Here is a 24,684-nt window from a genome sequence, read left to right on the forward strand (position 1 = left end):
AAAAGGTGTGAGCGCTATGCCCGCTTGGGCAGGTCGTCGTCAATATCGACGATCCGTTCTCCGTAGTGGAAGTGATTCTGCGGGGCCAGGGTATCCGGCAGTTCACCGCCATTATTGCGCCGCACCAGCAGCTGCGATACCACCCGCCAGTCGGCGCTGTTGCTGTTGAACAGGGTATCGCCGCACTCGGAACAGAAGAATCTCTTCATCTTCTTGTGGGGATGCTGGAATTCCACCAGCCTGTCCGCGCCTTTTCCCACTGTCAGCTGGTCTTTCTCCCAGACATCCACAGAATGGTACGGGACCTTGAGGAAATTGCGGCAGTCAGCGCAATGGCAGAAGCCCCGCACCTTCGGCGCGCCCTTCACGGTAAACTCCACCGCACCGCAGTCACAGCTGAACGAATAGCTCTCCGCCATTGTACTTTGCTCCATCCGGCCAGAATTATCGGGCCATCCCTGAAGTGCCCGCCCTGGACCCGCCACAAGCGTCTCGTCGGCTGACCGCGGGGGACCGGTCCGCTCACCGAAGGATAGCAGCCCGGAGCGTCAGGGCACCGCCGCGCTGTCGTTACGCACCGGCGCCTCGGGCACTTTGCCGGGCAGGTCGGGCGGGAAGGGTGACGAGTCACCCCTCCGGCTTCAGCAGGTAATCGGCGTGGAAACGCAGGTGCTGCTCGATAAAACTGGCGATAAAGTAATAGCTGTGATCGTAGCCAGCGTGGTGCTCGACTTTCACCGGGTAACCGGCAGCCTCGGCTGCGGCTTCCAGCGCACCCGGCTTGAGCTGGGTCTCCAGGAACTCGTCGTCCTCTCCCTGGGAAACCAGGATCGGCTGTGTTTCAGTGGCCCGGCTGAGCAGGACCGTTGCATCGTACTCCTCCCAGCTACTGCGGTCGGTGCCCAGGTAGGCGCTGAACGCCTTTTCCCCCCAGGGACAGCTGATCGGGTTGGCGACCGGGCTGAAAGCCGATACCGAAGTGAAGCGCCCCGGATTGCGCAGTGCCAGCACCAGCGCACCGTGCCCCCCCATGGAGTGCCCGGCAATGGCACGCCGGTCGGTCACGGGGAAGTTGTCTTCCACCAGCGCCGGCAGCTCCTCCAGCACATAGTCATACATATGGTAATGGCGTTTCCAGGGGTCCTGCGTCGCGTTCAGGTAGAAGCCGGCCCCCTGGCCGAGGTCGTAGCCGTCGTCATCCGGCACATCGTCCCCACGCGGGCTGGTATCCGGGATCACCAGGACAATACCCAGCTCCGCCGCCATCCGCTGTGCGCCCGCTTTCTGGCTGAAGTTCTCATCGGTGCAGGTAAGCCCTGACAGCCAATAGAGCACCGGGAAGCGCTGGGTTTTCTCCATCCGCTCGGAAAGTGGCGGCAGGAAGATCGCAAAGCGCATTTCACAGTCCAGCGCCTGCGAGTAATGCCGGTACTGCTCCTGCCGGCCGTCAAATACCTTGGTACTGCTGATCCGTTCAAGACTCATCGGTGACGCCCCCGCTACTGTTCGAAATGAATGACGCTGCGGATGCTCTTGCCTTCATGCATCAGGTCAAAAGCCTCGTTGATCTTTTCCAGCGGCATGGTGTGGGTGATAAAGTCCTCCAGCGGGAACTCACCGGCCAGGTAACGCTCCACATAACCCGGCAACTCAGAGCGCCCCTTGACCCCGCCAAAGGCGGTGCCGCGCCATACACGCCCGGTCACCAGCTGGAATGGGCGCGTGCAGATTTCCTGGCCGGCGCCGGCCACACCGATAATCACCGACTCACCCCAGCCCTTGTGGCAACACTCCAGCGCCGAGCGCATGACCTCCACGTTGCCGATGCACTCGAAGGAGTAATCGACACCGCCGTCGGTGAGCTCGACGATCACTTCCTGAATGGGCTTGTCGTAGTCCTTCGGGTTGATGCAGTCGGTGGCACCCAGCTTTTTCGCCAGATCGAATTTGGACGTATTGATATCGATGCCGATAATGCGCCCGGCATTGGCCATGCGCGCGCCGATCACCGCCGACAGGCCGATGCCCCCCAGACCGAAGATGGCCACGGTCGCCCCCTCTTCCACTTTCGCCGTGTTCATAACCGCGCCCATCCCGGTGGTGACGCCGCAGCCCAGCAGGCAGACTTCCTCCAGCGGGGCCTCCGGGTTCACCTTGGCCAGGGCGATCTCAGGCAATACCGTGTACTCGGAAAAGGTCGAGGTGCCCATATAGTGATAAACCGGCTTGCCGTCGACAGAGAAGCGTGTGGTGCCGTCCGGCATCAGTCCCCTGCCCTGCGTCTCGCGGATTTTCTGGCACAGGTTGGTCTTGCCGGACAGGCAGAATTTGCATTCGCCGCACTCCGGCGTATACAGCGGGATCACGTGGTCCCCGACGGCGACACTGGTCACCCCCTCCCCCACAGACTCGACGATACCGCCGCCCTCATGGCCGAGGATGGCCGGGAAGTTGCCCTCAGGGTCCTCGCCCGAGAGCGTAAATGCATCGGTATGGCAAACCCCGGTGGCCACCAGCTTGATACGAACTTCGCCCTTCTGCGGCGGCATTACCTCGACCGTCTCGATACTCAGCGGCTCGCCCGCTTTCCAGGCCACCGCGGCCTTGCATTGGATCGGCTCTGCGCTCATGCGTGCTCCTGTGATGGTTATTCGTTGGTCTGCGGGCACGGCAAAGCCGTACCGCCAGCTTATGATAAGCGGGTCAACCGCCTTTACGTGTGATTTGGCGCGCCATTCCGTTAATGGTTCCAGAGGATGGCGACAGTCTCAGCCGGCCTCGCGCTGCTGTTTACGCCACTGTAGGGGGGACTTGCCATGGATGGCGCGGAAAGCCTTGGAAAAGGCACTGATATCCGTGTAGCCGAGTGTGGCTGAGAGCAGGTTGATATCGATGCTGGAAGAGCGCAGGTGCCAGCGCGCTGTCTGCATACGCGCATCCTGCACCAGCTGCTTGAAGGAAGTCCCCTCGGCACTGAGCCGCCGCTGCAGGGTCCTGGCGGGCACCCCCATCAGGCGGGCCACCTGGGCCAGGCTGTGGCGCTGGGCCCCCAGGGTCTGCAGGATCAGTGTTTCCACCTGTGCGGCAACACTATCCTGGTGTTCGGCCAGTAACTGGCGGGTAAATTCCTGAAAATACCGCAACAGGCTGTCGCCGGGCGGACAGACGGGGCGCCGGGCAATATCCGCATCAAAGACAAGCCTGTCGCTCTCCTGCCCGAAGAGTACCTCGGTATGGAAGAAGTCCCGGTGGCGCTGCGGGTCGGCGGCCGGCTCCTGGCGGAAAGTCACCATACGGGGCCGCACGTCCTTGCCCGCCAGGTCCTGCATCAACCGGTAGCAGGCTGCCATGGAGAGCTCGCGGTACTGGCGCGCATCGATAGGTGCCTCGAAATGATCATGGCGCTCGGCAATCAGCTGGTCCCCCTCTATCCGCATCCGCCAGTGTTCGGCCTGGTTGTGCAACGCCATATAGCGCTGGGTCACCGCCAGCGCCGTTTCAATATCCAGGTTGTCCAGCAGCTGGCCCACTGCGCCGAGCATCCGCATCCCCTGCATGGAGGCCAGACGCACGCCAAAATCGCGACACTGCAATTCCTCCGCGCAGATGTTCAGGAGGCGGCAAAGGGTAGCGATGGGCACCAGCAGGTCCGGTCGCCGCATACAGTCTTCCGGCAGCCCGACCCGCGCGAGCAGCGTGGAGGGATCACCGCCCAGGTGAGGGACCAACTGGTTGAAGCCCGCCAGGGCACCACTGCGAATTTCGTAATTGGGTCTCATTGGTTCTATTCGCGATCCTTCTTGTCTCTCACCACCCGACACCGGCAAGCAGCAGAGAAAATTCAATATATTATGCCGCGCCGCACTTTATGGGGCCCTCTGGCCGCAATCTGGTCCACGCTGGTGCATCCCCCGGCCCGCGCTTCCGGCAAAACGGCGTGGTGAGAAGCACCTGGGCCGATGGCCTGGAATTTGCTCTGGATTCTCGCAGCAGCGGAATTTCGGCACCAACCAGTTTCGGCACCAATTAGAGGAGCGGCCACTATGGACAATCACCACTGGCTGATGAGCGCGGAAGCGCTCACACTCTTGCGCAAACTGCGCAAGCGCCTGCAGGCGGAGTTCGATGTCAGCCTGCGATTTTCCGAATTCGCCTTTGAGCAGCACCTTGCCCGGGCCAAGCACCGCACCGTGGACGAGGATACCCGGCGTATGATTGCACAGCTGGAGCAGTTGCGCGGCACCCCCTTCCTGACCGGGGACGAACCGGCGCCACGATTGTATCGCGGCCAGCCGATTCTGGAGGAAACGCCAAACCGGGATATATATTCGATGATCTACGGCGAGGAGCTTTCACGGCACGACCCCTCGCTGCGCGGGCGACAGCACACGAAAAAAATGTACCGGGGGCAACTCATCCTGGAAGAGGAGCGCCCCACGCCGGGGTCCTCCAGGCGTATGTCACGGGGCCGCTATTCGGGCTAACCGGTCTTTTTGACAAACCTGGACAGGATCACGATCCGCTGGCCATTGACCCGGCCCTCGATCTGCTCCGGGTTATCGGTCAGGCTGATACCGCGTACTGCTGTGCCCCGCTTGGCAACAATACTCGTACCCTTTACGTCCAGGTCCTTGACGATGGTGACCGTATCGCCGGCACACAGCTCGACCCCATTGCAGTCCCGCTGCACCACGCGCTCCTCTTCGGCGACAGTGGCCCCGGCCTCGGCCCACTGGCGCAGGTCGTCTTCGAGATAAAGCATATCCAGCAGGTCCTGTGCCCAGGTCTCACCGCTGAGCCGCTTCAGCAGTCGCCAGGCCTGCACCTGCACCGCCGGTACCGGGCTCCACATGCTGTCGCCGAGGCACCGCCAGTGCGCACTGTCCAGGGGCTGCCCGCCCTCCAGCTGTGCCCGGCACCGGCCACACACCAGGATATCGGTATCCCCCCGCCCCTCGGAGTGCGGGATGCTGTAAACACCCAGCTCACTGCCATCCCCACAAAGCTCACACTGGTCGCCGCTGCGCTGGCGAAGCTGCTGTTCATTCATCACTCAGGGTTCCTCGATTATCCTGGCCAGGCTGCCAGGCGAAAGCGGCGCGCATTATACCCGGCATCCCGCCACTGCCAACTCGACAGCCCGGACGGGCGACCCTGGGCCGGAAGCAATAGCGCGATGTCCCTGGCAACCGGCTGCCGGGGGGGCCAGCTTTCGGGAAGTGCAACGATGACTGCAAGATACCGGCAGCCGGCTCCCCACCGAATCAGGGGGGATACCGGCCCGGCATGGGTTCAGCTGTGGTGGGCAGAGACGCAGGAGGCGAATTCGCCACACTGATCGTGGGCGAGAGAGTGGGAAATATCTCCCAGGCTGAGGATACCGACCATGCGTTTTTCGCTGTTCATCACCGGCATCCGGCGCAACTGCAATGACTCCATCTTGTGCAGCACCTCGTGCATGTCGTCATCCTCCCAGCACCATTCAATCCCCTCCGTCATGACATCGCGGGCGGTTAAGGAGGAAAGTTCACTGCCCTCCACCACGCCGCGGCAGGTGATATCCCGGTCTGTGACCATCCCGATCAGGTGATCGTTCTCACCGACTGGTACTGCGCCGATATCCTCGTCGCGGAGTATCTTTGCCACTTCGGACAGCGGCGTGTCCGGTGAGCACCAGGTTACCCCCTCGTGCATTGCCTCTTTTACTTTCATGGGAACCTCCGGTCCAGGCGTCAGCGCCACTACGAGGAAGCGCCGACCCCGGGTTTACAAACGAAATTGACAAGCGCCGTCAACGGCCCTCGGGTCAGTGGATTTCAATCCGGTGCTGGCTCGGCTCGGACTCCTTGCGCTTGGGCGCTATCAACTTGAGCACCCCGTCCTTGAAGCTAGCATCGATTTCCTCCTCACTGACATCATTGCCCAGATTGAAGCTGCGCATGTACTTACCGTAGCGTCTCTCCTCACGGATGACGCGCCCGGCCTTCTCTTCCTTCTCTTCCCGGTGAACCTCAGCCTCCAGCGTGAGCACACCGTTTTCCAGCGTCACGCTGATATCATCCTTGTTGACTCCGGGAATTTCGGCACTGATTACATAGCTGTCCTCAGTCTCGCTGATGTCGATACGGGGCGAAAAAAAGCCCTCTTTTCCTTCCGTACTTGCGCGGGATGGCGACATCCACTGGTCGAATATATTGTCGAGATCGAGTAGTGATCCCCTCGGTACCAAGCTCATAGCAGAACCTCCAGCAAGCCGTCTCAAGTGGAATGGCCGCGATCACCCGCAACACCTCAAGGCTGCGCGGGGAAACCCCGGTCATGCGTGCAAATTTTAGCGAGCCAGAGTCGGATCGGTAGGGTCTGCAGGCCACCAGTCGGTGACTTTCTTCACACCTGGAAAGCAGGCTTATTATGCGAAAACAATCTATAAAGACCTGCGGATATATGTTTAATCGCGTCTTTCTGACGTCGCATTCAACTAATATTTCAGGAGACACCAACAAGTGAGGAACTTGCCATGGCAATTGCATGGGTGCTTGTAGCCAACCAATCGCACGCGCGCCTTTTTGAAGCGGCCAATGCCTCGGGGGGCCTTCATGAGGTGGAAGGCATGATTTACCCGGAGGCACGCATGAAAGGCACGGAGCTCTACTCTGACGGCCCTGGTCGCGCCTACGATAGTAGCGGCGAGGGACGCCACGGCATGGGAAACCCGCGAGAGCTTCACAACCGTGCCGGCAGCCGCTTTGCCAAGGAACTCGCCCACGCCCTCGAGCGGGGACGCCAGGAGGGGCGTTACGAAAAGCTCTACATTGTGGCCGAGCCACAGATGGTAGGGAATTTGCGCGAGGAGCTCGATTCGCCCACACGTGCCACCATTGCCGGTGAGACCGGCAAGAACCTGGTATCTTCCGATGCCGACGAAATCCGCTCACAGTTGCCCTACCTTCTGTAGGCGCGAACGGCGGAGAGGAAACGGCACAGGGCACTCTGGAATGAGGGATTGATTTGCACCTCCCGGCTTGCAACCATTGGGTTTACATGAACGCCATAAGGTGGGGGCAATGCTGAGACTTTTCGATATCCGGCGCGGCACGATCAACGAAGCGGCCCCCGCCACGCCGCCGGAGCCACGGCAACTGGCCGAAGCTGTATGGATCGACATCCAGGAACCGGAAGAACAGGAACGGGAACTGCTGGAACAGCTGCTGCGCACCGAGCTGCCCGAATCCGAGGACGTCGAGGAAATCGAGGCCTCAGCGCGCTACTTTGTCGACGCGGCCGGCGTGCATATCCACTCCCTCTTCCTGACCCAGAGCGAGGGCCGCCACAACACCTCAACCGTGGCTTTCATCCTGCAGCCAGACCGGCTGATCACCGTCCGCGACTGCGAGCTTGCGGATTTCCGCCTGTTGCGCATGCGTGCCCGCCGCGGCGGCGTCGAGGCCCGCAGCGCGCAGGAACTGATTGTCGAAGTCTTTGAGCAGAAAGCGGAAAACCTGGCGGATGCCCTTGAGGATATCCACCTCAGGCTCGGTGAAGTCAGCTATATGGTGCTGGAAGACGAAGCCGCAGAACTCGAAGACGCGATCGACCAGCTGGCGAAGGTGGAGGACAGCAATGGTAAGGTCTTGCTGTGCCTGATGGACACCCGCCGCTCCATCACTTTCCTGCAGCGGCATATGCAGATCGATGGTGAGCAACAGGAGCGTTTTCGCGACATTATCCGCGATATCGACACCCTCACCGCCCACACCAGTTTCCTCTTCGACAAGATCAACTTCCTGATGGATTCCACCCAGGGCTTTATCAATATCGAACAGAACCAGATCATCAAGATTTTCTCGATCGCTGCCGTGGTGTTTCTGCCGCCAACCATGGTCGCCAGTATTTACGGCATGAACTTTGAGTTCATGCCGGAGGTTGACTGGGTGCTGGGCTATCCCTTTGCACTGGGCCTGATGATCCTCGCGGGGGTGGCCCCGTACCTGTATTTCAAGCTGAAAGGCTGGCTGTGATGGTGGCACTGGCGCCGGCTTCGACGGCAGGACATGCCGCGTAACTGCTAAAATTCTTGCTCCTGCACTCGGATTTCGCGCACCGGTATACCGCTCCGGGGGAAGATGAAGATAATGGTGACACCGACCCACAAGCATTTTCACCGCAAGCGCTGGCTCAGCGTGCAGCAGGCCGTCGACCACCTGAGCGCGCTCTCGGAGGAGCCGCTCACCAGCGCCGACCTCGCCGACCTCGCCGAGGAGCACCAGCTGGACCTGTACTGGTACCGGCCTGGCCAGCAGGTGGCCTATATCGGCCGTCCCGAGGTCGCCAGCCTCGACACCCCATTGCGACTGTGCGCGGAAGACCACAGTGACTGGCGCGCAATTGCCGACATCCTGCGCCAGCACCCGGCCCTGCCCGCATTCGAGCAGGATACGCCACTGCTGGAGGACGCGGGCGGCGACCGCCTGCGTATCACCTTTGACCAGCGCCACAAGCCTGAACCATTCAGCAGCCGCTGGTACCCCACCCTGGCGGAACTGATGGTCCGGCGTCAGGACCTGGAACAGCTGGAACCGCACCTTTTTTCCAGCCAGGAGGATGGGGACACCCATATCCTGGAAACGCCGTTGTTGCTGCGGGTTATCTGGCAGCTGGAACAACTCGCCCTGGATGGCGATCACCACTCCACTTCCTGGCTGGCTGACCAGCTTGCCCGGCGCTCCCCCGGGGTGGACCGCGCCGACCTGGTGCGCGTCCTCGATGCCGCCCAGCGGGAAGGCCTCCGCGGCACACCCCACTGACTGCCACTGGCGCCGGTTAACGGGGCCCGGTCCGGCAGCGCTTCTAATAAATCGAAAGGTTACACCAGCTTTTTTCGCTGGAAGGTTTTGCCGCAATTTATTTACACTCCCTCCATCACAATAACGTGGGCTGTAGCCCCGGCGGCTGTCGGCTGCTGCACCACGGTATCGATACACAGGGAGAGGCAACTGTGGCAGCCAGGAACAGTGAGCAACAGTACGGTTGGGTGGCCATTGGCCTGCACTGGCTGATGGCCCCCGCGGTCATTGGCATGTTCGCGCTGGGCTGGTGGATGCGCCAGCTGTCCTACTACGACCCCTGGTATCGCCAGGCCCCGGAAATTCACAAGGGCATCGGTATCCTGCTGCTGGCCCTGTTGCTGGTGCGCCTCCTGTGGAAGGCCCTGAACCCCCATCCCGGGGAACTGCCGGGCACACCACGCTGGCAGGCACTCACTGCACGGGCGGCGCATGCCGGGCTCTACCTGCTGTTACTGGCCATCATGATTTCCGGCTACCTGATCTCCACTGCGGACGGTCGCGCGATCAGCGTTTTCGGCTGGTTCGAGGTTCCCGCCACCCTGCAGGGGCTGGCCAACCAGGAGGACCTGGCGGGAGAAGTTCACGAGGTGCTCGCCTGGACCCTGATGGCGCTGGTGACGCTACATGCACTGGCGGCGCTGAAACACCACTTTATCGACCGCGATGACACCCTGCGCCGCATCCTGGGCCGCAGCAGCAATCCGCAACCCAGTCGTCCGCGTAACGCGTCAGGTATGGACGGAGCGGCACAAACGATCGAGTAACCACTGCTTGTACCAATAACCGAAGAAGACAAAGGACCAACCCATGAAGAAAATCGCCATTTTCCTGTTCGCAGCCCTGGTAGGGGCCACCGCCCAGGCAGCCGAATACAAGATTGATACCAAGGGCGCTCACGCCTTTGTCCAGTTCCGCATCAAGCACCTGGGCTACAGCTGGCTGTACGGCAGGTTCGACGAGTTCAGCGGTTCCTTCGAGTACGACGAGAAACAACCTGCCGATTCCTCCGTCAATGTGCAGATCGATGTAGCCAGCATCGACAGCAACCATGCCGAGCGTGACAAGCACCTGCGCGGCGAGGACTTCCTGCACGTGGAGAAGTACCCCACCGCTACCTTCAAGAGCACCAGCTATGAGCCCGTGGGCGAGGGCAAGGGTAAACTCAGTGGTGAACTGACCCTGCACGGCGTGACCAAGCCGATCGTCATCGACGTCGAGCACGTGGGCGGAGGCAAGGATCCGTGGGGCGGTTACCGCCAGGGCTTTACCGGCACCACCGAGTTTGCCCTGAAGGACTTCGGCATCATGTACGACCTGGGCCCCGCGTCCCAGACCGTGGAGATGATCCTGGACGTGGAAGGTATCCGCATCTGATTGCAACCACGCAGCAATAGAGCATAAGCCCGGCAACGCCGGGCTTTTTTGTTTGGATGTGAACGTCCCACGCATACCTCTGCATTCCACGGCTTGGTATTTACCGCGTACCGGAGTTCGCCCCCTTCCTCAGCCTGGCCAGCCATAAAAAAGCCCGACGCGAGCCGGGCCAGGAAGATATCTGTACAGGGTCAGGCGCTGGCCTCGCTGGCCAGCGGCGCCCGTTCAAGCAGGCGGTAGCCGCCATACACGGCGAGGCCCGCAAGGATGCCCGGCATCCCCTCGTAGATATGACTGTGCCAGCCCAGCCCGTAGCGCCACAACAGGGCCGTCGCCAGTCCCACCACGCTCATGGCGATATACACGCGCTGCGATGGGCGCCCGCCCAGCGACAGCACAATCAGCAGCGGTGCAAAAGCGGAGGCCAGGGCCGACCAGGACATCACCACCAGGCTGAAAACACTCTGTTTATTCAGCAGTGCCCACCCCACCGCGGCAACGGTAATCCCCAGGGTGGCGGCCTTGAGCATCCAGGTACGGTCGATACGGTGTGGCAGGATATCGTGGGTGAGTGCGGCGGAGCAGCTCAGCACCAGCGAATCCGCCGTGGACATGGTCGCGGCAAAGACACCTGCCAGGATCAGGCCCACCAGGGCCGGATGCAGCAGTTCCTGCGCCATCATCGGCAGTGCCAGCTCGGCGTCGAAGCTACCCGGGTCACTCAGCATGATCCGCGCCAGCATCCCCACCCCGGTGGCCATAAAGTAGAACGCGGTAAACCACAGGTAGTACCAGCACCGGGCATGGATCATGCGGTTCTCATCCTGCAGCGCCATAAAGCGCACCATGACATGGGGCTGGCCAATCACTGACAGGCCGGCAAACAGCCACCCGATTGCAAAAACCACCCCGCCGGCCAGACCCGGCAGCAGCATATTTTCCGGATACCAGTTGAGGTAACCCTCTACCTGGCCCATCTGGCTCCAGGCGGCCCCCAGGCCACCAACTGACTGGGTGGCGGCAAACAGCAGGATGCCCATGGCAATGATCATGACGATCGACTGGGCCGCATCCGTCCAGATAGAGGCGCGGATACCACCGGCCAGGCAATAGGCCGCCACAATTACGCCACCGATTACCGCGCCGCTCCAGATCGGCAGGTCCAGCAGCACATACAGGGCCTTGCTGCCCGCCACCAGCTGGGCACTGGCATAGGCCAGCAGGAACATCAGCGCCAGCACGCCGGCCAGTCGCTGCCAGGTGGAAAAGCGGCTGCCGTTCCAGTAGCTGATCACGCCCGCATAACTGCTCTCACCAGTTTCCCGGGTGGCCCGGCACAGGGAACGGTGCACCCACATGGAACCGAGGAAATCCCCCAGTATCCAGCCCACCATCAGCCAGATGGACGCGAGGCCGGTGGCATAGGTGTAACCGATCACACCGATAAACATATAGCCGCTGTTATTGGTGGCCACAGCGGACAACCCCACCAGGAACGGCGGCACATCACTGCTGGCGAGGTAGTAATCGTGCTTGGTGCCGCGGCTGCGCAGGAAAGAACTGACACCGATCGCGGCAAACAGGGCGAGGAAGAACAGGAAACTGAGTAACACGGGCCACTCCTTGCGGTCGTTATTATTGTCAGGCGGGCTGCTCCCGGCGGTCGCCGGGAGGAACCGTCCGGAGGATCAGTGTGAATCCACCGGGCATCAAAGGCAATCAGGCGCTGTTTGCCTGTCCCCCAGATGTACTGGTGTCCGCGGGCTGCGCACTGACGTTCTGGATCCCCATCAGCTCGGCAAAGGGCGGGAACTCGAACAGGCCGTCCAGTGCCGGATCGTCCATCGCCTCATCCCGGTACGCGCTGGAGATCTCCAGTGCCCGCGCAAGGTTGGACACCGCCTCCTCCCACTGTTCCTGGCTCGCATGGGCACAGGCCAGCTGGTAGTAGGCGTTTCCGTTTTCGGGATCGATTTCCAGTGCCTGCAGGCACAGGTTGATGGCCCACTGGGGTTCACCCAGCTCCAGCACCGCATCGGCCTTGTAGGTCAAGGCCTCGCCGTCGTCGCGGCGCAGTCCCAGGATCTGGTCATAGACGGCAATTTTACCGGCGGGCGTGTGCTCGCGACCGGCCCGCAGCCACAGGGACTGGATTTCCTGGGTCAGCTCGATTTCATCGCGGTTGTGTTCGATATGCCGCGTCTTCTCGCTGAGCTGCTCCTCGATACTGCGCAGGCGCTCTTCGTACTGGCTGACCAGTTTGTTTACCTCGTCGGTAGCGAGGCTGTGCACCTTTTCCTTGATATCGCGGATCGAGGTCCAGCCTACAAGCACCAGCATGGAGCTGACGCCAGCGATCAGGTAAAAGAAATAAGTCACCGTATCGGTGGCATAGGTAATCGCCTTGTCGGCGGCATTGATCTGGCGATCCACCACTTCCTGGGTGATCGCCACCCGCTGGTCTGCCATGTCCTTGCGCAGCTGTTTCAGCTCGTCCAGCACATAGCGTTCCACAAACGGGGTATAGAGCGGCTCCTGCAGCTTGTCGACATGCCGCTCGGCGGCCCGCTGCGTCTTATCAACGTCCTCGTTGCCTTGCGGCTCCTGCTGGGCGCTGGTCGCCAGCGGCAGCAGCAACGCCGCCGCCAGCATCAGCCATGCACTCAGGCCGCGCATATCGCCTCGCCGTGGTCATATACCTCTACCAGCGCATGGTGCAGGCTCTTGACCGCTTCCTCGTAATCCGTCTCATTGATGATGAACTGCATATCCACCTGGCGCATTGACTGGTGGACAGCCAGCACGCTGATTCCGGAACGGGCCAGCGCGGCAACGGCGCGGGAAAGCATACCCGGCACTTTCATATCACTGCCGATCGCGGACACCACTGCCACCTTGCGCACCTGGATATCACAATCCGGGTATTTTTCGCAGATTGCGCTGCGGATGCGCTTCACCGTCTTCAGGTTATTGGCAATGAAGTGGGTAATGGTGTTGGCGTTGATGTCCTTCGTCACCACACTGCCCTTGAAGCGTGCGATGATATCGTTGATGCTGCGATCGTAGCTGGTCATCAGGCCCATCATGTCCTGATCAAAGCACTCCACGGCATAGATGTTCTTGCGTCCCGCAATGATCTCTACACAGGGCGTCTCACTGACGTAATCACCGGTAACCAGCGTACCGCGGTGCTCAGGCTCGAAGGTATTCATGACACGCAGCGGGATTTCCTGCTGGCGCAGGCCCTTGGCCGCACGCGGGTGAATTGCCTCCATGCCCAGGTTGGCCAGCTGGTCGGCCACATCGTAGTTGGTACGACCAATTGGCACCGCCTGTTCCTCACCCACCAGGCGCGGGTCGGCGCTGCTGAGGTGGTATTCCTTGTGAATGATGGCCTCACGTGCCTCGGTGATGACCGCGATTCGGCTGAACGTCATCTCGCTGTAACCACGGGCGAAGGTGTTCATCAGGCCCTCGGCGGTGTGGGCATAGCCGGTGACGATGGGAAGCTCCCTGGACATGTCGATGTCCTTGAAAGCGCGCTGGATGCGCTCATCCAGCGTCAGGTGGTCGCTGTCCTGCCAGCCGGTAAGGTCCACAAAGCGGGCATTGATGCCCTCTTCCTCGCGCAGCAGTGCCGCGGTGTTCCAGGCGCTGTGGGCTTCGCCCAGGCTGGCGAGCATCTCGCTGACAGTATTCAGGTGGCCTTCCAGTGCGAAGTGACCGTGCTGGCACACACGCTCCAGGTCACCAAGGCAGCGCTCGGCATCCTCGAGGCGCTCACCGATAAAGTCATTGGCTTTCGCCAGCAGCTCCGGGTCCTTGAACAGGGATGCGTTGATTTCTTTCATGCGGTCGCGCAGGCCCTCGATGGCCTCGGACCAGCTGCGATCTTCGTTGGCATCGGCGAACAGCGCAAAAATACCCGGGCGCCCGGACTTCTTGTGCTCCAGCAGCAGGTCGGTGATACCGCCGTAGGCGGATACCACGAAGATGCGCTGGTACACGCCTTCCATCGCGGCCTTGCGGTTTTTGAGAACGATATTGTCACGCACCGCGGCATAGTCGCTCATGGACGTGCCGCCAATTTTTTCCACCGTGTGTTCTTTCATGGTCTTCCTGTAGATGTTGTCTCTGGATGTAAGTGAACCGGCGCCTAGTGGGGGCGCCGGTGCGAACCTCGCAACATCTTTATTTGTCGGATACCTCTTCGGCGTCCAGTTCGTAAGCGCCTTCCGCGTTGTGCACTTCCTTGCCGTGCAGCGGCGGATTGAAAACACAGGCCATTTTCATTTCTTTCTTGGCGCGCAGGATATGCTTGTCGTTCTTGTCCAGGATGTAGATGGTGCCCGGAGTGATCGGGTACACCTTGCCATCCTCGACGGTTTCCACTTCACCCTCGCCGGACATGCAGTACACAGACTCCAGGTGGTTCTGGTAGTGCAGGTTCAGGTTGGCACCCTCATAAATGGTGGTGATATGGAAGGAAAAGCCCATGTTGTCGGCCTTCAACAACAGGCGGGTGCTCTCCCAACCCTCGGAAACAATACGTCGGTCGCTTTTCTCTGCTTCTTGCAGCTGTCTGACAATCATTGCTGGTCTCTCATCAAATTACGTTAAGGACTAAAATTTCATGGGCGCCGATCAGGCGGCGCCAGCCAGGGATTTCTTATCTGCTTCGTCGGTTTCCTCGGCGAAGAAATCGTGCTCTTCCGGCACATCCTGGCCCTTCAGGACTTTCTTTACCGCCGCTTCGACGATATCCAGGCCACGCTTCAGGTTTTCATCGCTGATGGTCAGGGGACACAGGGTTTTTACCACCTGGTCGTCTGCACCGCTGGTTTCGATCACCAGGCCGTGCTTGAACGCTTCGCTGGTAATCTGGTCGGCCAGCTCACCGCTGATGCAGTTCAGGCCACGCATCATGCCGCGACCGCGGGTAGTCATGTTGCCATCACCGTATTTCTCGACGATGGCGTCCATGCGCTCCTCGATATACTTACCCTTGCGCTGCACATCCTTGGCGAACTTGTCGTCGCTCCAGTAATGGTCGATGGCAGCCTTGGCGGTAACGAAGGCCAGGTTATTGCCACGGAAAGTACCGTTGTGCTCACCCGGCTTCCACTGGTCCAGCTCCGGGCGCATCAGCACTACCGCGAACGGCAGGCCGTAACCACTCAGGGACTTGGACAGGGTGACGATATCCGGCGAGATTCCGGCTTCCTCAAAGCTGAAGAAGGCACCGGTACGGCCGCAGCCCGCCTGGATGTCATCGACGATCAGCAGCATGTCGTGCTTCTTACATACCGCGTCAAGGTTGCGCAGCCATTCCATGCTGCAGGCGTTGATGCCGCCCTCGCCCTGCACGGTCTCGACCATTACCGCAGCCGGGTGGTCCACACCGGAAGAGGAGTCGGACAGAACCTTGTCCAGGTAAGCGGTGGTATCGATGTCGTCACCCAGATAACCTTCGTACGGCATGCGGGTGATACCGCTCATGCTCACACCGGCGGCGCCGCGGTGGTGGGAGTTACCGGTGGCAGCAAGGGCGCCCAGGCTGCAGCCGTGGAAGCCGTTGGTGAAGGAGATGATGTTCTCGCGGCCCTTCAGCTTGCGCGCGATCTTCATTGCCGCTTCGACGGCATTGGTGCCGGTCGGGCCGGTGAACTGCATGACATATTCCATGCCGCGCGGCTTCAGGATCTTGTCGGAAAAGGCTTCCAGGAACTCGCCCTTGGCCTTGGTGTGCAGGTCCAGGCCGTGGGTGATGCCGTCGGCCTGGATGTACTCCAGCAGTGCTTCCTTGAAGACCGGGTTGTTGTGGCCGTAGTTCAGGGTGCCGGCACCGCCGAGGAAATCCAGGTACTGGTTACCTTCCTCGTCATACAGGTACTCGCCCTGGGCCTTGTTGAACACCCGGGGGAAAGCGCGCGCATAGCTCTGGACTTCCGATTCGATTTCGTCAAAAACTTTCATGTTGTCAACCTTTGATTGGTAAATTGTCTGATCTCAGGACTTGGGAAAACTCAACTCTTGCCCGGTATGGACTGCATACCGTTACCGCCTCAGCTGCCGGTCCCGGTAAAAGGGCCGATACGCAGCAGCATCTCGCTGTCATGCTGACCGTGGAAATGACGCTCACGGTCAAACATCACGGACTCATTGCACTCGGTGCCCAGTTTGCGGGCCAGGCCGCGGAACAGGGCCCAGGAGGCCTCGTTGTCGGGCGTGATGGTGGTCTCCAGGTAGCGCACCTGTGCACAGGCCTCGCGACCGAGGATCTCGCGGATCATGCGGCCGGCCAAGCCCTGCCCGCGACCTTCCTCGGCCACGGCCACCTGCCAGATAAAGAGAGTGTCGGGACGCGACGGCACCAGGTACCCGGAGACGAAGCCGGCAAGTTCCCCGGCAACCTCCGCGGCGACACTGGTGTCGGCGAAATGGCTGGTCTGCAACAGGTTGCAGTAGACGGAATTTTCATCCAGTGGAGGGCAGCGCTGGATCAAGCGGTGCACGTCGGCACCGTCTTCACTGACCGGCCGGCGCAGCAGGGCTTCCCTTTTGGTGGAATCCTGCCGCGCCTGGACCTTGTCTTCCGGGGACTCTTCGGCCTTGTCTCCCGAACCCCCGCCCTGATTGTTGGCTACGCTTGTGGCGCTCAAATCAATACCTTTAGTCATCAAATTGTATTAAAAGACCCTGAAAACGCGCGGTGCCACGCAATTTCGGCCTTGCAGGCCATATTTGACCTTTTGTTAAATTAATTGTTTACTGCTCTAAACAATTTTTTGCATAGTACTCTAAACAAATACGAGACCGCAAGACCAAACCCATGGAGACTGAACAAAATCTGGCCAAGCAGGAGCTTCCAGAGAGCACAGATAGGGATATAGCACAGCCCGTTGAGCACAAATATGACCGGCGCGCGCAGCCCCGTGGCGAGCGCGTGCACGGAAGGATTGACAAAACGCCAGCGGCGCATAAAGTCGGGCGCGAGCGGATGTCCCGCCGAGAACTGCAGAGCCTGCTACTGATGGACAAGATTGAAGAAGTACTGATTACCCTGCGCCGCCTGATCCGCGCCACTGACCTGCACTCCAAGCAACTGGTCAAGACCGCCGGGCTTACCGCGCCGCAACTGCTGCTTCTTCAGGCCATCCGGGAGAAGGGCCAGGTCACCATCGGCGCCCTGGCGAAGGAGATCAGCCTCAGCCAGGCCACGGTGACCACAATCCTGGACCGGCTGGAAAAACGCGGGCTGGTGTACCGTGAGCGCTCATCAGAGGACAAGCGCAAGGTGCACGCCTATCTCACCGACAAGGGCATGGATTTTATCCGCGACGCCCCCACCCCGCTGCAGGAGCACTTCGTGCGCCAGTTCCGCGACCTGCGCGAATGGGAACAGTCCATGATCATCTCCTCCCTGCAACGGGTGGCACTGATGATGGACGCAGAGCATATCGACGCCTCACCAGTACTCGACATCGGCGACCTGGACCGGCACCAGCCACAGGAAAAAGGCGAAAAGGACGACTCGTGAGCCCGCTGCCGCGGCGGGACGCTTGTCTTCAGGCGCCAATTCCGCCGCTTTTTCAGGCGGCCTCCCCGGCATCCGCGCAATCCTTGAACAGGTGTTGCGGGAGTGGCACGCAATCATTGCATTTACACCGCAGATCGGTATAAATGAGGCCACAAAATTAGAAAGGCGCGACACGGCTAAGTTAGCGCTAACTTACTCAAGACACGGCGTAAAAACCAAAAAACAAGGGACTTGTCGCAAGAATAACCGCCACCCCCTCTCGCACCGCTAGCCACCAGCAAGCGGGAAAGGGGGTAGTGCCGTGTGCGACTCTCCCAGGGCGCCTGGCGAAATCAGCCCAACTCCCGGACCGGGGCCTGTGCCAGGCGAAAGTTCTGCCTGTCCTGAGATTGCGCCAGAAACGCAAACACCCCGCAGGGAAAGGGACAATTTAAGATGGCTTGTTTGCAGCACCCGGAAAGGGAGCACCCCGTCTACCTGATGGCCCATCACACCGTCGGCCGTCGCCACGGTGCTGTGGATACCCGCATCACCAGCGCCGAGATTTCAGGCATCCACGCCGCCATTCAATGGACCGGCACCCACTGGAATATTCGCGACCTGAGCCGCAACGGCACCTGGCTCAATGGCCAGCAGCTGGTGCCCGCCAGGAATTACGAGCTGGAACAGGGGGACAAAATCTGTTTCGGCCGCGCCACCAATCCGGCCTGGATAGTGGAAAACCTCGATGGACCGGAAAACCTGCTGATCGACCTGCAGTCGGGCGATGCCCTCAACCTCGAGCAATACCACTTGTTGCCGGACGAGCGCGAGCCCCTCGCCAGCCTCCACTTCAATCCCATTTCCGGCCAGTGGCTGTATGAGTTCACCGGAAATTCCAGGGGCAGCGAAAGCGCCATCGCCGTCGACCACGGCGAGCGTATCGACTGCGGCCACCACAGCTGGGAGCTGTTCCTGCCCGATAACCAGGGCGCGACCAAGGAACTCTCCATGCAGCAGATGACCATCTGCGAGTTCGAGCTGCGCTTCTCTGTGAGCCACCACGAAGAACATGTGCAGCTGCAACTGCGCCGTGGGGACCTGCAGGTGGCACTACCCGCACGTATCCACCACTACCTGCTGCTGTACCTGGCGCGGGCACGCATGGTGGATATCGAGCGCGGCGCCGACCCGGAGTCCCAGGGCTGGGTCTCCATCCAGGTAGCCACCCGCGAGCTGGGCATTACCGTCAACCACCTCAACACCCAGATCTTCCGCGCCCGCAAGCAGATCGCCGAAGCGCTGCCGGACGCCATCGACACCTCGGGACTGGTGGAACGGCGCTCCTGGGAGATCCGCCTGGGGTGCAGCAATTTCGAGATCTACAAGGGCTCACAGCGCGAGTCCCGGGCCGGGCATATCACCGAGCCCGCCTGATCCTCGACGGCGGCCCAGGGAAAGGGATTCGGGCCGCCGGAAAAAACAACGACAACAACTGATCGTCAGGGAAGGCAGACAGCAGGAACAGGGCCATTCCCCGGAATCGTGATGTCAGAAGAACAACCAGAACAGATCGGCCGATACAGAATCACCGGGCAGCTGGGTGCCGGCGGTATGGGTGTGGTGTATCTCGCCATCGATGACCACCTCCAGCGCCGGGTGGCCATCAAGCGGCTGATTCGCAACCCCTCCAGTGATACGGCGCACCTGCGCATCCGCCAGGAGGCCAAACTGCTGGCGCAACTCAACCACAGCAATATCGTGCAAATTTACGATGTGGTGGAGCAGGCCGGCGAAATGGCGCTGGTGATGGAGTTTATCGACGGCTGCTCCCTGTCCCAGTGGCAGCGCGAGCGGGCTCCCGGCCTCGCACAACGACTCGATATTCTCGGCCAGGTCTGTACCGGCCTCGCCCGCGCCCACAGCATCGGCATCATCCACCGGGACCTGAAAGCCGACAATATCCTGGTGGACCGGGACAACACCGCCAAGATCACCGATTTCGGCATTGCCAAGAACTGGCGCGAGGAAAGCGACCTTACCCGCGAACAGCACGTGGCCGGCAGCTGGGGCGCCATGTCGCCGGAGCAGGCCCTGGGACGGCCGCTGGACAACCGCTGTGACCTCTTCGCCCTGGGCGTGCTCGCCTACCGCCTGCTCACCGGCCAGGGCCCGTTCGGCGACCACGACAGCGCCTTTGTCATCGTGGACCGCATCGTCAACAGCGGGCACCCGCCGGCGCAGAAACTCAATCCGGAGCTGCCCACGGTACTGTCGCAACTCCTCGACCGGCTGCTGGAGAAAGACCCCGACAAGCGCCCGCTGAGCGCCCGGGCTGTCGCCGAGGAACTGCACAATATTCGCGCCACCCTGGATGCGGCGACCGCGGCCTCGACCATCAGCCATACCGCCACCATTACCGCCGAGAGCTTTCACGCCCAGGCCCGGCGCCGCCAGGGCCAGCGCAAACCGCTGCTGCTGGGGGCCGCAATCGCCGTGGCCGCCGCGGTGACCCTGGCCTCATTGAGCACCCTGATCCCCGAGACCGACAAGCAACAGGGCGAGTACCTGGCAATCCTCGCACCACACCAGGCCAACCTGGGGACACGGGAAAAGCGCCTGCTGGGCAATAATATCCTCAGCGCGCTCAAGCAGGGGCTCTCCAATCGCGAGGGGCTGCTACTGGTGCCCTACTCGGAATCGGAGCAGCTGGTGGGCGAGCGACTCCAGGACCAGGTCGAGGCGCTGAATGCCGATCTGCTGCTGCACCCGACCCTCACCTGCGAGGGACAGCAGTGCGAGGTCTCCCTGGAACTGATCGATGCCGACAGCCTGGCCGTGATCAGCAACCGTACCGCCTCCCTAGATATCAACGAGGGGCTGGAAACCCGGACGCGCACCATGCAGCAGCTGAACTACCTGCTGCGGGATTACCCCCCCCGCGACGACCGGGCCCAGGGCAACATCACCGAAGCGGACTACCAGCGCTACCTGGCCCTGTACGACCGCAGCTCCAACGACGCCAACCTGTCCGAGGCACTGGAATCCCTGGAGGCACTGCAACGGCGTGCACCAACCTTCACGCCCCTCTACGAGCTCTACAGCGAGCTGGTGATCGACCAGCGCTTCAACACGCGCCATATTGACGCCCTCGACCGGCTGCGGGACTTCCTCACCCTGGCCCCGCGCAAGGTCAGCAACCACCCGGACCTGCTGCTGGCAGAACTGCGCCTGGCCATCGCTGACAGTGACCCCGGCCGCGCCGAGGCACTGCTCGAGCAGCTCAGGGTAAGCCTGCCGGACCGCGCCACCTACTATCAGATGCTCAATTACTATCACCAGCAGCGCGGGCAGTATGACCAGGCCCTGGCTGCCATCAACAAGGCCCTGGAACTGCGCACCAGCCACCGCTACCTGGTGCAGAAAGCCCTGACCCTGAGCACCCAGGGCGACATGGAAAACGCCAGGCCATTGCTGCTGGAGGCTCTGGAGATCGACGAAAACAACATGAGTGTGATCTCCCTGCTGGCCGCCAACGAGCTCGACAGTGGACGCCCGCAAGAGACCATCCGCCTGCTGCAGAATGCCGGTACCGGCCAGCTGGGGACCATGGATACCTACAACCTGTGCCTGGCCTATTACATCGAGAAACAGTTCGAGCGGGCCCAGGCCTGCTTCGCCGGCGTATCGGAACGGGCACCGCGGGATGCCGACTCCGTGCTGTACCAGTCTGAGATCGCCCGTGTCCGGGGAAAGCCGGACCAGGCCCGGCAACTGGCAGAGAAAGCCCTGTCGCTGACAGAAGGGCGAGACGACTGGGAGGGGCTGCTGATGCGCGCCCGCGCCTATGCCGAACTGGGGCTGCCGGACAGGGCAATCAGCACCCTGATGCAGATTCGCCGTTCCGCCCCGGATGACCTCTACGTAAACTACGCCCGCGCCCAGGTCTACATCGCCAGCGGCGACCTGGTCTCCACCCGGGCACACGTGCAGAAAACCCTCGAACAGGGGCTCTCGCCCATCTGGTACAACACCGCCCGCTTCGCGCCCATCTGCAGCAACCGCAAGTTCGCCCAGCTGCGCAAGGAGCACCCGGTGCTGTGCCAGCCGCGGCAACAGGAACCCACCCGCATGGCGCGGGGCCAATCCACCGGGGGCCAGGGCTAGCGCCGGGGCGCCGCCACAGGAAAAGCAAAGAAACACAACAGTACCCGGCCAGGAACAGGAACAGGAACAGGAACAGGAACAGGAACAGGAAATAGTACCGCCATCTTAAAAGCGGTACACTGCTGCCAAGTCGCCCGCAGGCAACCAGGAGCACGGCCTGCAAGGGCGGGGATGTACCGGACCTGTCGTCTCCAACAAGAATAAATGGCCATGGAAATCGCCGAACCACCACAGTCCCTGCTCGGTCGCTACCGGGTCGAGCGCGCGCTCGGCGCCGGCGGTATGGGCGTGGTGTACCTGGCCCGCGACACCCAGCTGCAGCGCCCGGTGGCCATCAAGCAGCTGCGCGCTGACGCCACCACCGAGTCCGCCGGCGCCCGCATCCGCTCCGAGGCCCGCCTGCTGGCCCAGCTCAACCACCCCAATATTGTCCAGCTGTACGACGTGATCGAGCGCGATGGCGATATCGCGCTGGTAATGGAGTACGTGGAGGGCACCACCCTCAAGGAGTGGATGCGCGAGCGCACCCCCACCCTGCGGGAGAAGCTGGACCTGCTGATGCAGATCTGCCGCGGTCTGTCCGAGGCCCACAGCCTGGGCATCGTCCACCGCGACCTGAAGCCGGACAATATTCTGCTGGCCATCGGCACCGGCGGGGTCACGGCCAAGATCACCGATTTTGGCATCGCCAAGTCGCTGCAGCAGGAAAGTACCGATATCACCCGCGAGGACCATGTGGCCGGCACCGTGGACGCCATGTCCCCGGAACAGCTGCAGGGCCAGACCCTGTGCCCGCGCAGCGACCTGTTCAGCCTGGGCGCCATCGCCTACCAGCTGCTGTGCAACGCCCGCCCGCTCGACAAGGGCGACGGCGGCAGCCTGGCACTGGCCCACAAGGTAATTCACGAACCGCATATCCCGCCGCAGCAGGCCTGCCCCGAACTGCCGGAGCCCCTGGCCGCCCTGCTCGACCGCCTGCTGGCCAAGCAGCCCGGGGCACGCCCGGAATCCGCCCAGCAGGTCTACGAGGCGCTGGCCTTCCTGCACCAGCACCAGGCCGCCGACACCGACAGCGACGAATTCTCCGCCACCGTCACCGCCCTGCTGCGCAAGCCCCCCAGCCAGCGCCGCAAGCTGTACAAACGGCTCGGCTACACCGCCGCCCTGGGCGCCCTCACCGTCGCCGGCTACTTCGGCTGGGAATACGCCACCCGCCTGGAGCCGCAATATATCGCCGTCATGCCGGTGGAAATCAGCGGCGAGGTACGTGGCGAGGACAACGCCAAAGCCCTCACCGCCACCATGGTGCGCCAGGCGCTGATGAATTCCGTCTCACAACTGAAAGCCAGCGCGCTGGTGAGCTTTACCCCGAAAGAGGGGCAGGATTTTGACGCACAACTGCAGGCATTGCGGGACAAGGGCGTGACGGATGCGCTGTTTGCGCGGCTGGAGTGTGCGCGGGTGCGGTGTGAGATTGAGTTGCAACGGATTGGGCCGATAGACAGTCAAATACGTAACCAAGCTGGCATGACGCTATTGGCGAGCAAGCAACGGGAATCAAGCTACTCATTGACAAATATAGCTCTTAGTCTTTTTGACAAGCAGTATCATGGCCCAGCCAATTCCGCACAAATGCTTTCTATAGCGGATTACCAAACATATATTGCCATACTGTCAAGAACTGAAAACAAGGACATACGGGAAGAAGACCTTAATACCCTTAGAAAATTATTAAACAAAAACCCTGAAAACCTCAACCTTTACAGACTATTCACCAAGCTTTCCTGGCAAACATTTACGATCACTAATGATAGATCGTATATCTTTGAGGGCCTCACGTTACTTAAAAACCTGGGCTCCAATATCGACAACAAAAAAATAATACTTGAGCTTGAGCTTGTCTTAAGAGGTTTTCTAAACGACGAAGAAAAATTCGATAGCACAATCAAAGAGTTACAGACTGAAGGATTCCCATCCGCACATTTATTAACCCAACGAGCAAGATTTTCAAGAAACCAAGGAAATTACGAGCAAAGCTTAAATTATGCCAAGCAGGCCAATCAGCTAAACCCATCAGCAGAAAACCATTACCTGATTGCGCTCAACCAATACCATATGGGCAACTATCAGTCCTCAATCGAGCAATTAACCAAAATCATAAATAAACACCCAAATCACTGGACCTCATATAAAACCTTGGGTGCAATCTTTCTCGAATCAGGTGAATATGAAAAGGCCAAAAACATCTACAAAAAAATACCTGACGGCTTTCGCACCTGGCACATGTACACCAACATTGGAACCGCATACTTTCTTGAAGGAAATTACACAGCCGCCTTGCAGAGCTACGACCGCTCTCTCAAACTATCAAAAAACGATCCAAGCACACTAGGTAATATTGCAGAAATATACCTAATAACTGGCAAATCAGAAAAGGCGCTAGAATCGTTCAAAAGACTACAATCGATAACATCGAAGCAGGACAGCCCGACCTCGAAGAGGTATTACGCCCTTTCCACCGCTTATCTTGGGGAGAAATCTAGATCAATTGAACTAGCACACAAGCTTATTAATAAATATCCAGATGACCCCAATATCAAATTTACTGCCGCTCAAATATATTTACTGGCAGATGAATACAGATCTGCCAACTACTTTGTTGAAACACTTTTAAAAAACGGGATGGGCCCAAAGTTTTTTATACTACCTGTATTTAAAAAACTTTGCGGCCTACCCGAGACTTCAAAAATAGTAAATGAACAACTCTGCAATTGACGA

The 24,684-nt window shown here is 60.4% G+C and carries 23 protein-coding genes; 10 read left to right on the forward strand and 13 right to left on the reverse strand.

Annotation, left to right across the window (positions count from 1 at the left end; translation table 11 throughout):
* Positions 1-14: 14 nt before the first annotated feature.
* The 4 genes from LVD11_RS02170 to LVD11_RS02185 form a co-directional block, all read right to left on the reverse strand.
* Positions 15-419: a GFA family protein gene (locus tag LVD11_RS02170; protein WP_237055481.1), complete on the reverse strand. Its 405-nt coding sequence runs from the start codon at positions 417-419 to the stop codon at positions 15-17.
* A gap of 208 nt (positions 420-627) precedes the next feature.
* Positions 628-1,485 (reverse strand): S-formylglutathione hydrolase, encoded by an 858-nt coding sequence (gene fghA / locus LVD11_RS02175; protein ID WP_237055483.1) that lies wholly within the window; start codon positions 1,483-1,485, stop codon positions 628-630.
* Positions 1,486-1,499: 14 nt separating this feature from the next.
* Positions 1,500-2,630 (reverse strand): S-(hydroxymethyl)glutathione dehydrogenase/class III alcohol dehydrogenase, encoded by a 1,131-nt coding sequence (locus LVD11_RS02180; protein WP_237055486.1) that lies wholly within the window; start codon positions 2,628-2,630, stop codon positions 1,500-1,502.
* Between the two features lie 138 nt (positions 2,631-2,768).
* Positions 2,769-3,779: an AraC family transcriptional regulator gene (locus LVD11_RS02185; protein ID WP_237055488.1), complete on the reverse strand. Its 1,011-nt coding sequence runs from the start codon at positions 3,777-3,779 to the stop codon at positions 2,769-2,771.
* A gap of 264 nt (positions 3,780-4,043) precedes the next feature.
* On the opposite strand from LVD11_RS02185, the gene LVD11_RS02190 reads away from it, so the two are divergent.
* Complete coding sequence (locus LVD11_RS02190) at positions 4,044-4,484, forward strand: hypothetical protein (RefSeq protein ID WP_237055490.1); 441 nt, start codon at positions 4,044-4,046, stop codon at positions 4,482-4,484.
* On the opposite strand, the gene LVD11_RS02195 is transcribed toward LVD11_RS02190, so the two are convergent.
* The 3 genes from LVD11_RS02195 to LVD11_RS02205 form a co-directional block, all read right to left on the reverse strand.
* Positions 4,481-5,050 (reverse strand): PhnA domain-containing protein, encoded by a 570-nt coding sequence (locus tag LVD11_RS02195; RefSeq protein WP_237055492.1) that lies wholly within the window; start codon positions 5,048-5,050, stop codon positions 4,481-4,483. The genes LVD11_RS02190 and LVD11_RS02195 overlap by 4 nt on opposite strands.
* Positions 5,051-5,292: 242 nt before the next feature.
* A complete protein-coding gene (locus LVD11_RS02200; RefSeq protein WP_237055494.1) occupies positions 5,293-5,712 on the reverse strand; it encodes a CBS domain-containing protein in 420 nt (139 codons plus the stop codon).
* Positions 5,713-5,806: 94 nt separating this feature from the next.
* Positions 5,807-6,235 carry an Hsp20/alpha crystallin family protein gene (locus tag LVD11_RS02205; RefSeq protein ID WP_237055496.1) on the reverse strand — a complete coding sequence of 143 codons (429 nt, stop codon included), beginning with the start codon at positions 6,233-6,235 and terminating at the stop codon, positions 5,807-5,809.
* A gap of 282 nt (positions 6,236-6,517) precedes the next feature.
* Here LVD11_RS02205 and LVD11_RS02210 point away from each other — a divergent pair, with 282 nt between their 5' ends.
* The 5 genes from LVD11_RS02210 to LVD11_RS02230 all read left to right on the forward strand — a co-directional run bounded on the left by LVD11_RS02210 (position 6,518) and on the right by LVD11_RS02230 (position 10,220).
* Positions 6,518-6,955: a host attachment protein gene (locus tag LVD11_RS02210; RefSeq protein WP_237055498.1), complete on the forward strand. Its 438-nt coding sequence runs from the start codon at positions 6,518-6,520 to the stop codon at positions 6,953-6,955.
* Between the two features lie 109 nt (positions 6,956-7,064).
* Positions 7,065-8,018 carry a magnesium/cobalt transporter CorA gene (gene corA / locus LVD11_RS02215; RefSeq protein ID WP_237055500.1) on the forward strand — a complete coding sequence of 318 codons (954 nt, stop codon included), beginning with the start codon at positions 7,065-7,067 and terminating at the stop codon, positions 8,016-8,018.
* A gap of 105 nt (positions 8,019-8,123) precedes the next feature.
* The gene (locus tag LVD11_RS02220; RefSeq protein ID WP_237055502.1) at positions 8,124-8,804 is read left to right on the forward strand and encodes a hypothetical protein; all 681 of its coding nucleotides are present in this window, start codon (positions 8,124-8,126) and stop codon (positions 8,802-8,804) included.
* A 191-nt stretch (positions 8,805-8,995) separates the two neighbouring features.
* Positions 8,996-9,610, forward strand: coding sequence for a cytochrome b (locus tag LVD11_RS02225; protein WP_237055504.1), 615 nt, complete (start codon positions 8,996-8,998; stop codon positions 9,608-9,610).
* 43 nt (positions 9,611-9,653) lie between these two features.
* The gene (locus LVD11_RS02230; protein WP_237055506.1) at positions 9,654-10,220 is read left to right on the forward strand and encodes a YceI family protein; all 567 of its coding nucleotides are present in this window, start codon (positions 9,654-9,656) and stop codon (positions 10,218-10,220) included.
* 191 nt (positions 10,221-10,411) lie between these two features.
* Here the strand turns inward: LVD11_RS02230 and LVD11_RS02235 are convergent, their stop codons facing one another.
* The 6 genes from LVD11_RS02235 to ectA all read right to left on the reverse strand — a co-directional run bounded on the left by LVD11_RS02235 (position 10,412) and on the right by ectA (position 16,882).
* Complete coding sequence (locus tag LVD11_RS02235; protein ID WP_237055508.1) at positions 10,412-11,833, reverse strand: sodium/proline symporter; 1,422 nt, start codon at positions 11,831-11,833, stop codon at positions 10,412-10,414.
* A gap of 106 nt (positions 11,834-11,939) precedes the next feature.
* Entirely contained in the window at positions 11,940-12,896 is a 957-nt protein-coding gene (locus LVD11_RS02240) for a tetratricopeptide repeat protein (RefSeq protein ID WP_237055510.1), read from the reverse strand.
* Positions 12,884-14,332, reverse strand: a complete 1,449-nt coding sequence (locus tag LVD11_RS02245; protein ID WP_237055512.1) for an aspartate kinase — start codon at positions 14,330-14,332, stop codon at positions 12,884-12,886. Before LVD11_RS02245 ends, LVD11_RS02240 begins: the two co-directional genes overlap by 13 nt.
* 79 nt (positions 14,333-14,411) lie before the next feature.
* Positions 14,412-14,813 carry an ectoine synthase gene (locus LVD11_RS02250; RefSeq protein ID WP_237055514.1) on the reverse strand — a complete coding sequence of 134 codons (402 nt, stop codon included), beginning with the start codon at positions 14,811-14,813 and terminating at the stop codon, positions 14,412-14,414.
* Positions 14,814-14,864: 51 nt separating this feature from the next.
* Positions 14,865-16,196: a diaminobutyrate--2-oxoglutarate transaminase gene (ectB, locus tag LVD11_RS02255; protein ID WP_237055516.1), complete on the reverse strand. Its 1,332-nt coding sequence runs from the start codon at positions 16,194-16,196 to the stop codon at positions 14,865-14,867.
* A gap of 89 nt (positions 16,197-16,285) precedes the next feature.
* Positions 16,286-16,882, reverse strand: coding sequence for a diaminobutyrate acetyltransferase (gene ectA / locus LVD11_RS02260; RefSeq protein WP_237055518.1), 597 nt, complete (start codon positions 16,880-16,882; stop codon positions 16,286-16,288).
* Positions 16,883-17,253: 371 nt separating this feature from the next.
* Between ectA and LVD11_RS02265 the strand changes: the two genes are divergently transcribed.
* The 4 genes from LVD11_RS02265 to LVD11_RS02280 all read left to right on the forward strand — a co-directional run bounded on the left by LVD11_RS02265 (position 17,254) and on the right by LVD11_RS02280 (position 24,681).
* Entirely contained in the window at positions 17,254-17,760 is a 507-nt protein-coding gene (locus tag LVD11_RS02265; protein ID WP_237055804.1) for a MarR family winged helix-turn-helix transcriptional regulator, read from the forward strand.
* A 435-nt stretch (positions 17,761-18,195) separates the two neighbouring features.
* On the forward strand, positions 18,196-19,176 hold the full coding sequence (locus LVD11_RS02270) for an FHA domain-containing protein (RefSeq protein ID WP_237055520.1): 981 nt from the start codon (positions 18,196-18,198) through the stop codon (positions 19,174-19,176).
* Positions 19,177-19,287: 111 nt separating this feature from the next.
* Positions 19,288-21,906, forward strand: a complete 2,619-nt coding sequence (locus tag LVD11_RS02275; RefSeq protein ID WP_237055522.1) for a serine/threonine-protein kinase — start codon at positions 19,288-19,290, stop codon at positions 21,904-21,906.
* A 210-nt stretch (positions 21,907-22,116) separates the two neighbouring features.
* Entirely contained in the window at positions 22,117-24,681 is a 2,565-nt protein-coding gene (locus LVD11_RS02280) for a serine/threonine-protein kinase (RefSeq protein WP_237055524.1), read from the forward strand.
* The last annotated feature ends 3 nt before the right edge of the window (positions 24,682-24,684 follow it).

This window comes from Microbulbifer sediminum (assembly GCF_021729035.1).
Classification (GTDB): Bacteria; Pseudomonadota; Gammaproteobacteria; order Pseudomonadales; family Cellvibrionaceae; genus Microbulbifer; species Microbulbifer sediminum.

Bases quoted from the DNA above. Each gene is read 5' to 3' on its own strand.
- LVD11_RS02205 (WP_237055496.1), bottom strand. From the start codon at position 6,235: ATGAGCTTGGTACCGAGGGGATCACTACTCGATCTCGACAATATATTC.
- LVD11_RS02250 (WP_237055514.1), bottom strand. From the start codon at position 14,813: ATGATTGTCAGACAGCTGCAAGAAGCAGAGAAAAGCGACCGACGTATT.
- ectB (WP_237055516.1), bottom strand. From the start codon at position 16,196: ATGAAAGTTTTTGACGAAATCGAATCGGAAGTCCAGAGCTATGCGCGC.
- LVD11_RS02220 (WP_237055502.1), top strand. From the start codon at position 8,124: ATGAAGATAATGGTGACACCGACCCACAAGCATTTTCACCGCAAGCGC.
- LVD11_RS02280 (WP_237055524.1), top strand. From the start codon at position 22,117: ATGGAAATCGCCGAACCACCACAGTCCCTGCTCGGTCGCTACCGGGTC.
- LVD11_RS02275 (WP_237055522.1), top strand. From the start codon at position 19,288: ATGTCAGAAGAACAACCAGAACAGATCGGCCGATACAGAATCACCGGG.
- LVD11_RS02185 (WP_237055488.1), bottom strand. From the start codon at position 3,779: ATGAGACCCAATTACGAAATTCGCAGTGGTGCCCTGGCGGGCTTCAAC.
- LVD11_RS02230 (WP_237055506.1), top strand. From the start codon at position 9,654: ATGAAGAAAATCGCCATTTTCCTGTTCGCAGCCCTGGTAGGGGCCACC.
- LVD11_RS02240 (WP_237055510.1), bottom strand. From the start codon at position 12,896: ATGCGCGGCCTGAGTGCATGGCTGATGCTGGCGGCGGCGTTGCTGCTG.
- LVD11_RS02195 (WP_237055492.1), bottom strand. From the start codon at position 5,050: ATGAATGAACAGCAGCTTCGCCAGCGCAGCGGCGACCAGTGTGAGCTT.
- LVD11_RS02200 (WP_237055494.1), bottom strand. From the start codon at position 5,712: ATGAAAGTAAAAGAGGCAATGCACGAGGGGGTAACCTGGTGCTCACCG.
- LVD11_RS02170 (WP_237055481.1), bottom strand. From the start codon at position 419: ATGGCGGAGAGCTATTCGTTCAGCTGTGACTGCGGTGCGGTGGAGTTT.
- LVD11_RS02265 (WP_237055804.1), top strand. From the start codon at position 17,254: ATGGACAAGATTGAAGAAGTACTGATTACCCTGCGCCGCCTGATCCGC.
- LVD11_RS02210 (WP_237055498.1), top strand. From the start codon at position 6,518: ATGGCAATTGCATGGGTGCTTGTAGCCAACCAATCGCACGCGCGCCTT.
- LVD11_RS02180 (WP_237055486.1), bottom strand. From the start codon at position 2,630: ATGAGCGCAGAGCCGATCCAATGCAAGGCCGCGGTGGCCTGGAAAGCG.
- fghA (WP_237055483.1), bottom strand. From the start codon at position 1,485: ATGAGTCTTGAACGGATCAGCAGTACCAAGGTATTTGACGGCCGGCAG.
- LVD11_RS02270 (WP_237055520.1), top strand. From the start codon at position 18,196: ATGGCTTGTTTGCAGCACCCGGAAAGGGAGCACCCCGTCTACCTGATG.
- LVD11_RS02245 (WP_237055512.1), bottom strand. From the start codon at position 14,332: ATGAAAGAACACACGGTGGAAAAAATTGGCGGCACGTCCATGAGCGAC.
- LVD11_RS02190 (WP_237055490.1), top strand. From the start codon at position 4,044: ATGGACAATCACCACTGGCTGATGAGCGCGGAAGCGCTCACACTCTTG.
- corA (WP_237055500.1), top strand. From the start codon at position 7,065: ATGCTGAGACTTTTCGATATCCGGCGCGGCACGATCAACGAAGCGGCC.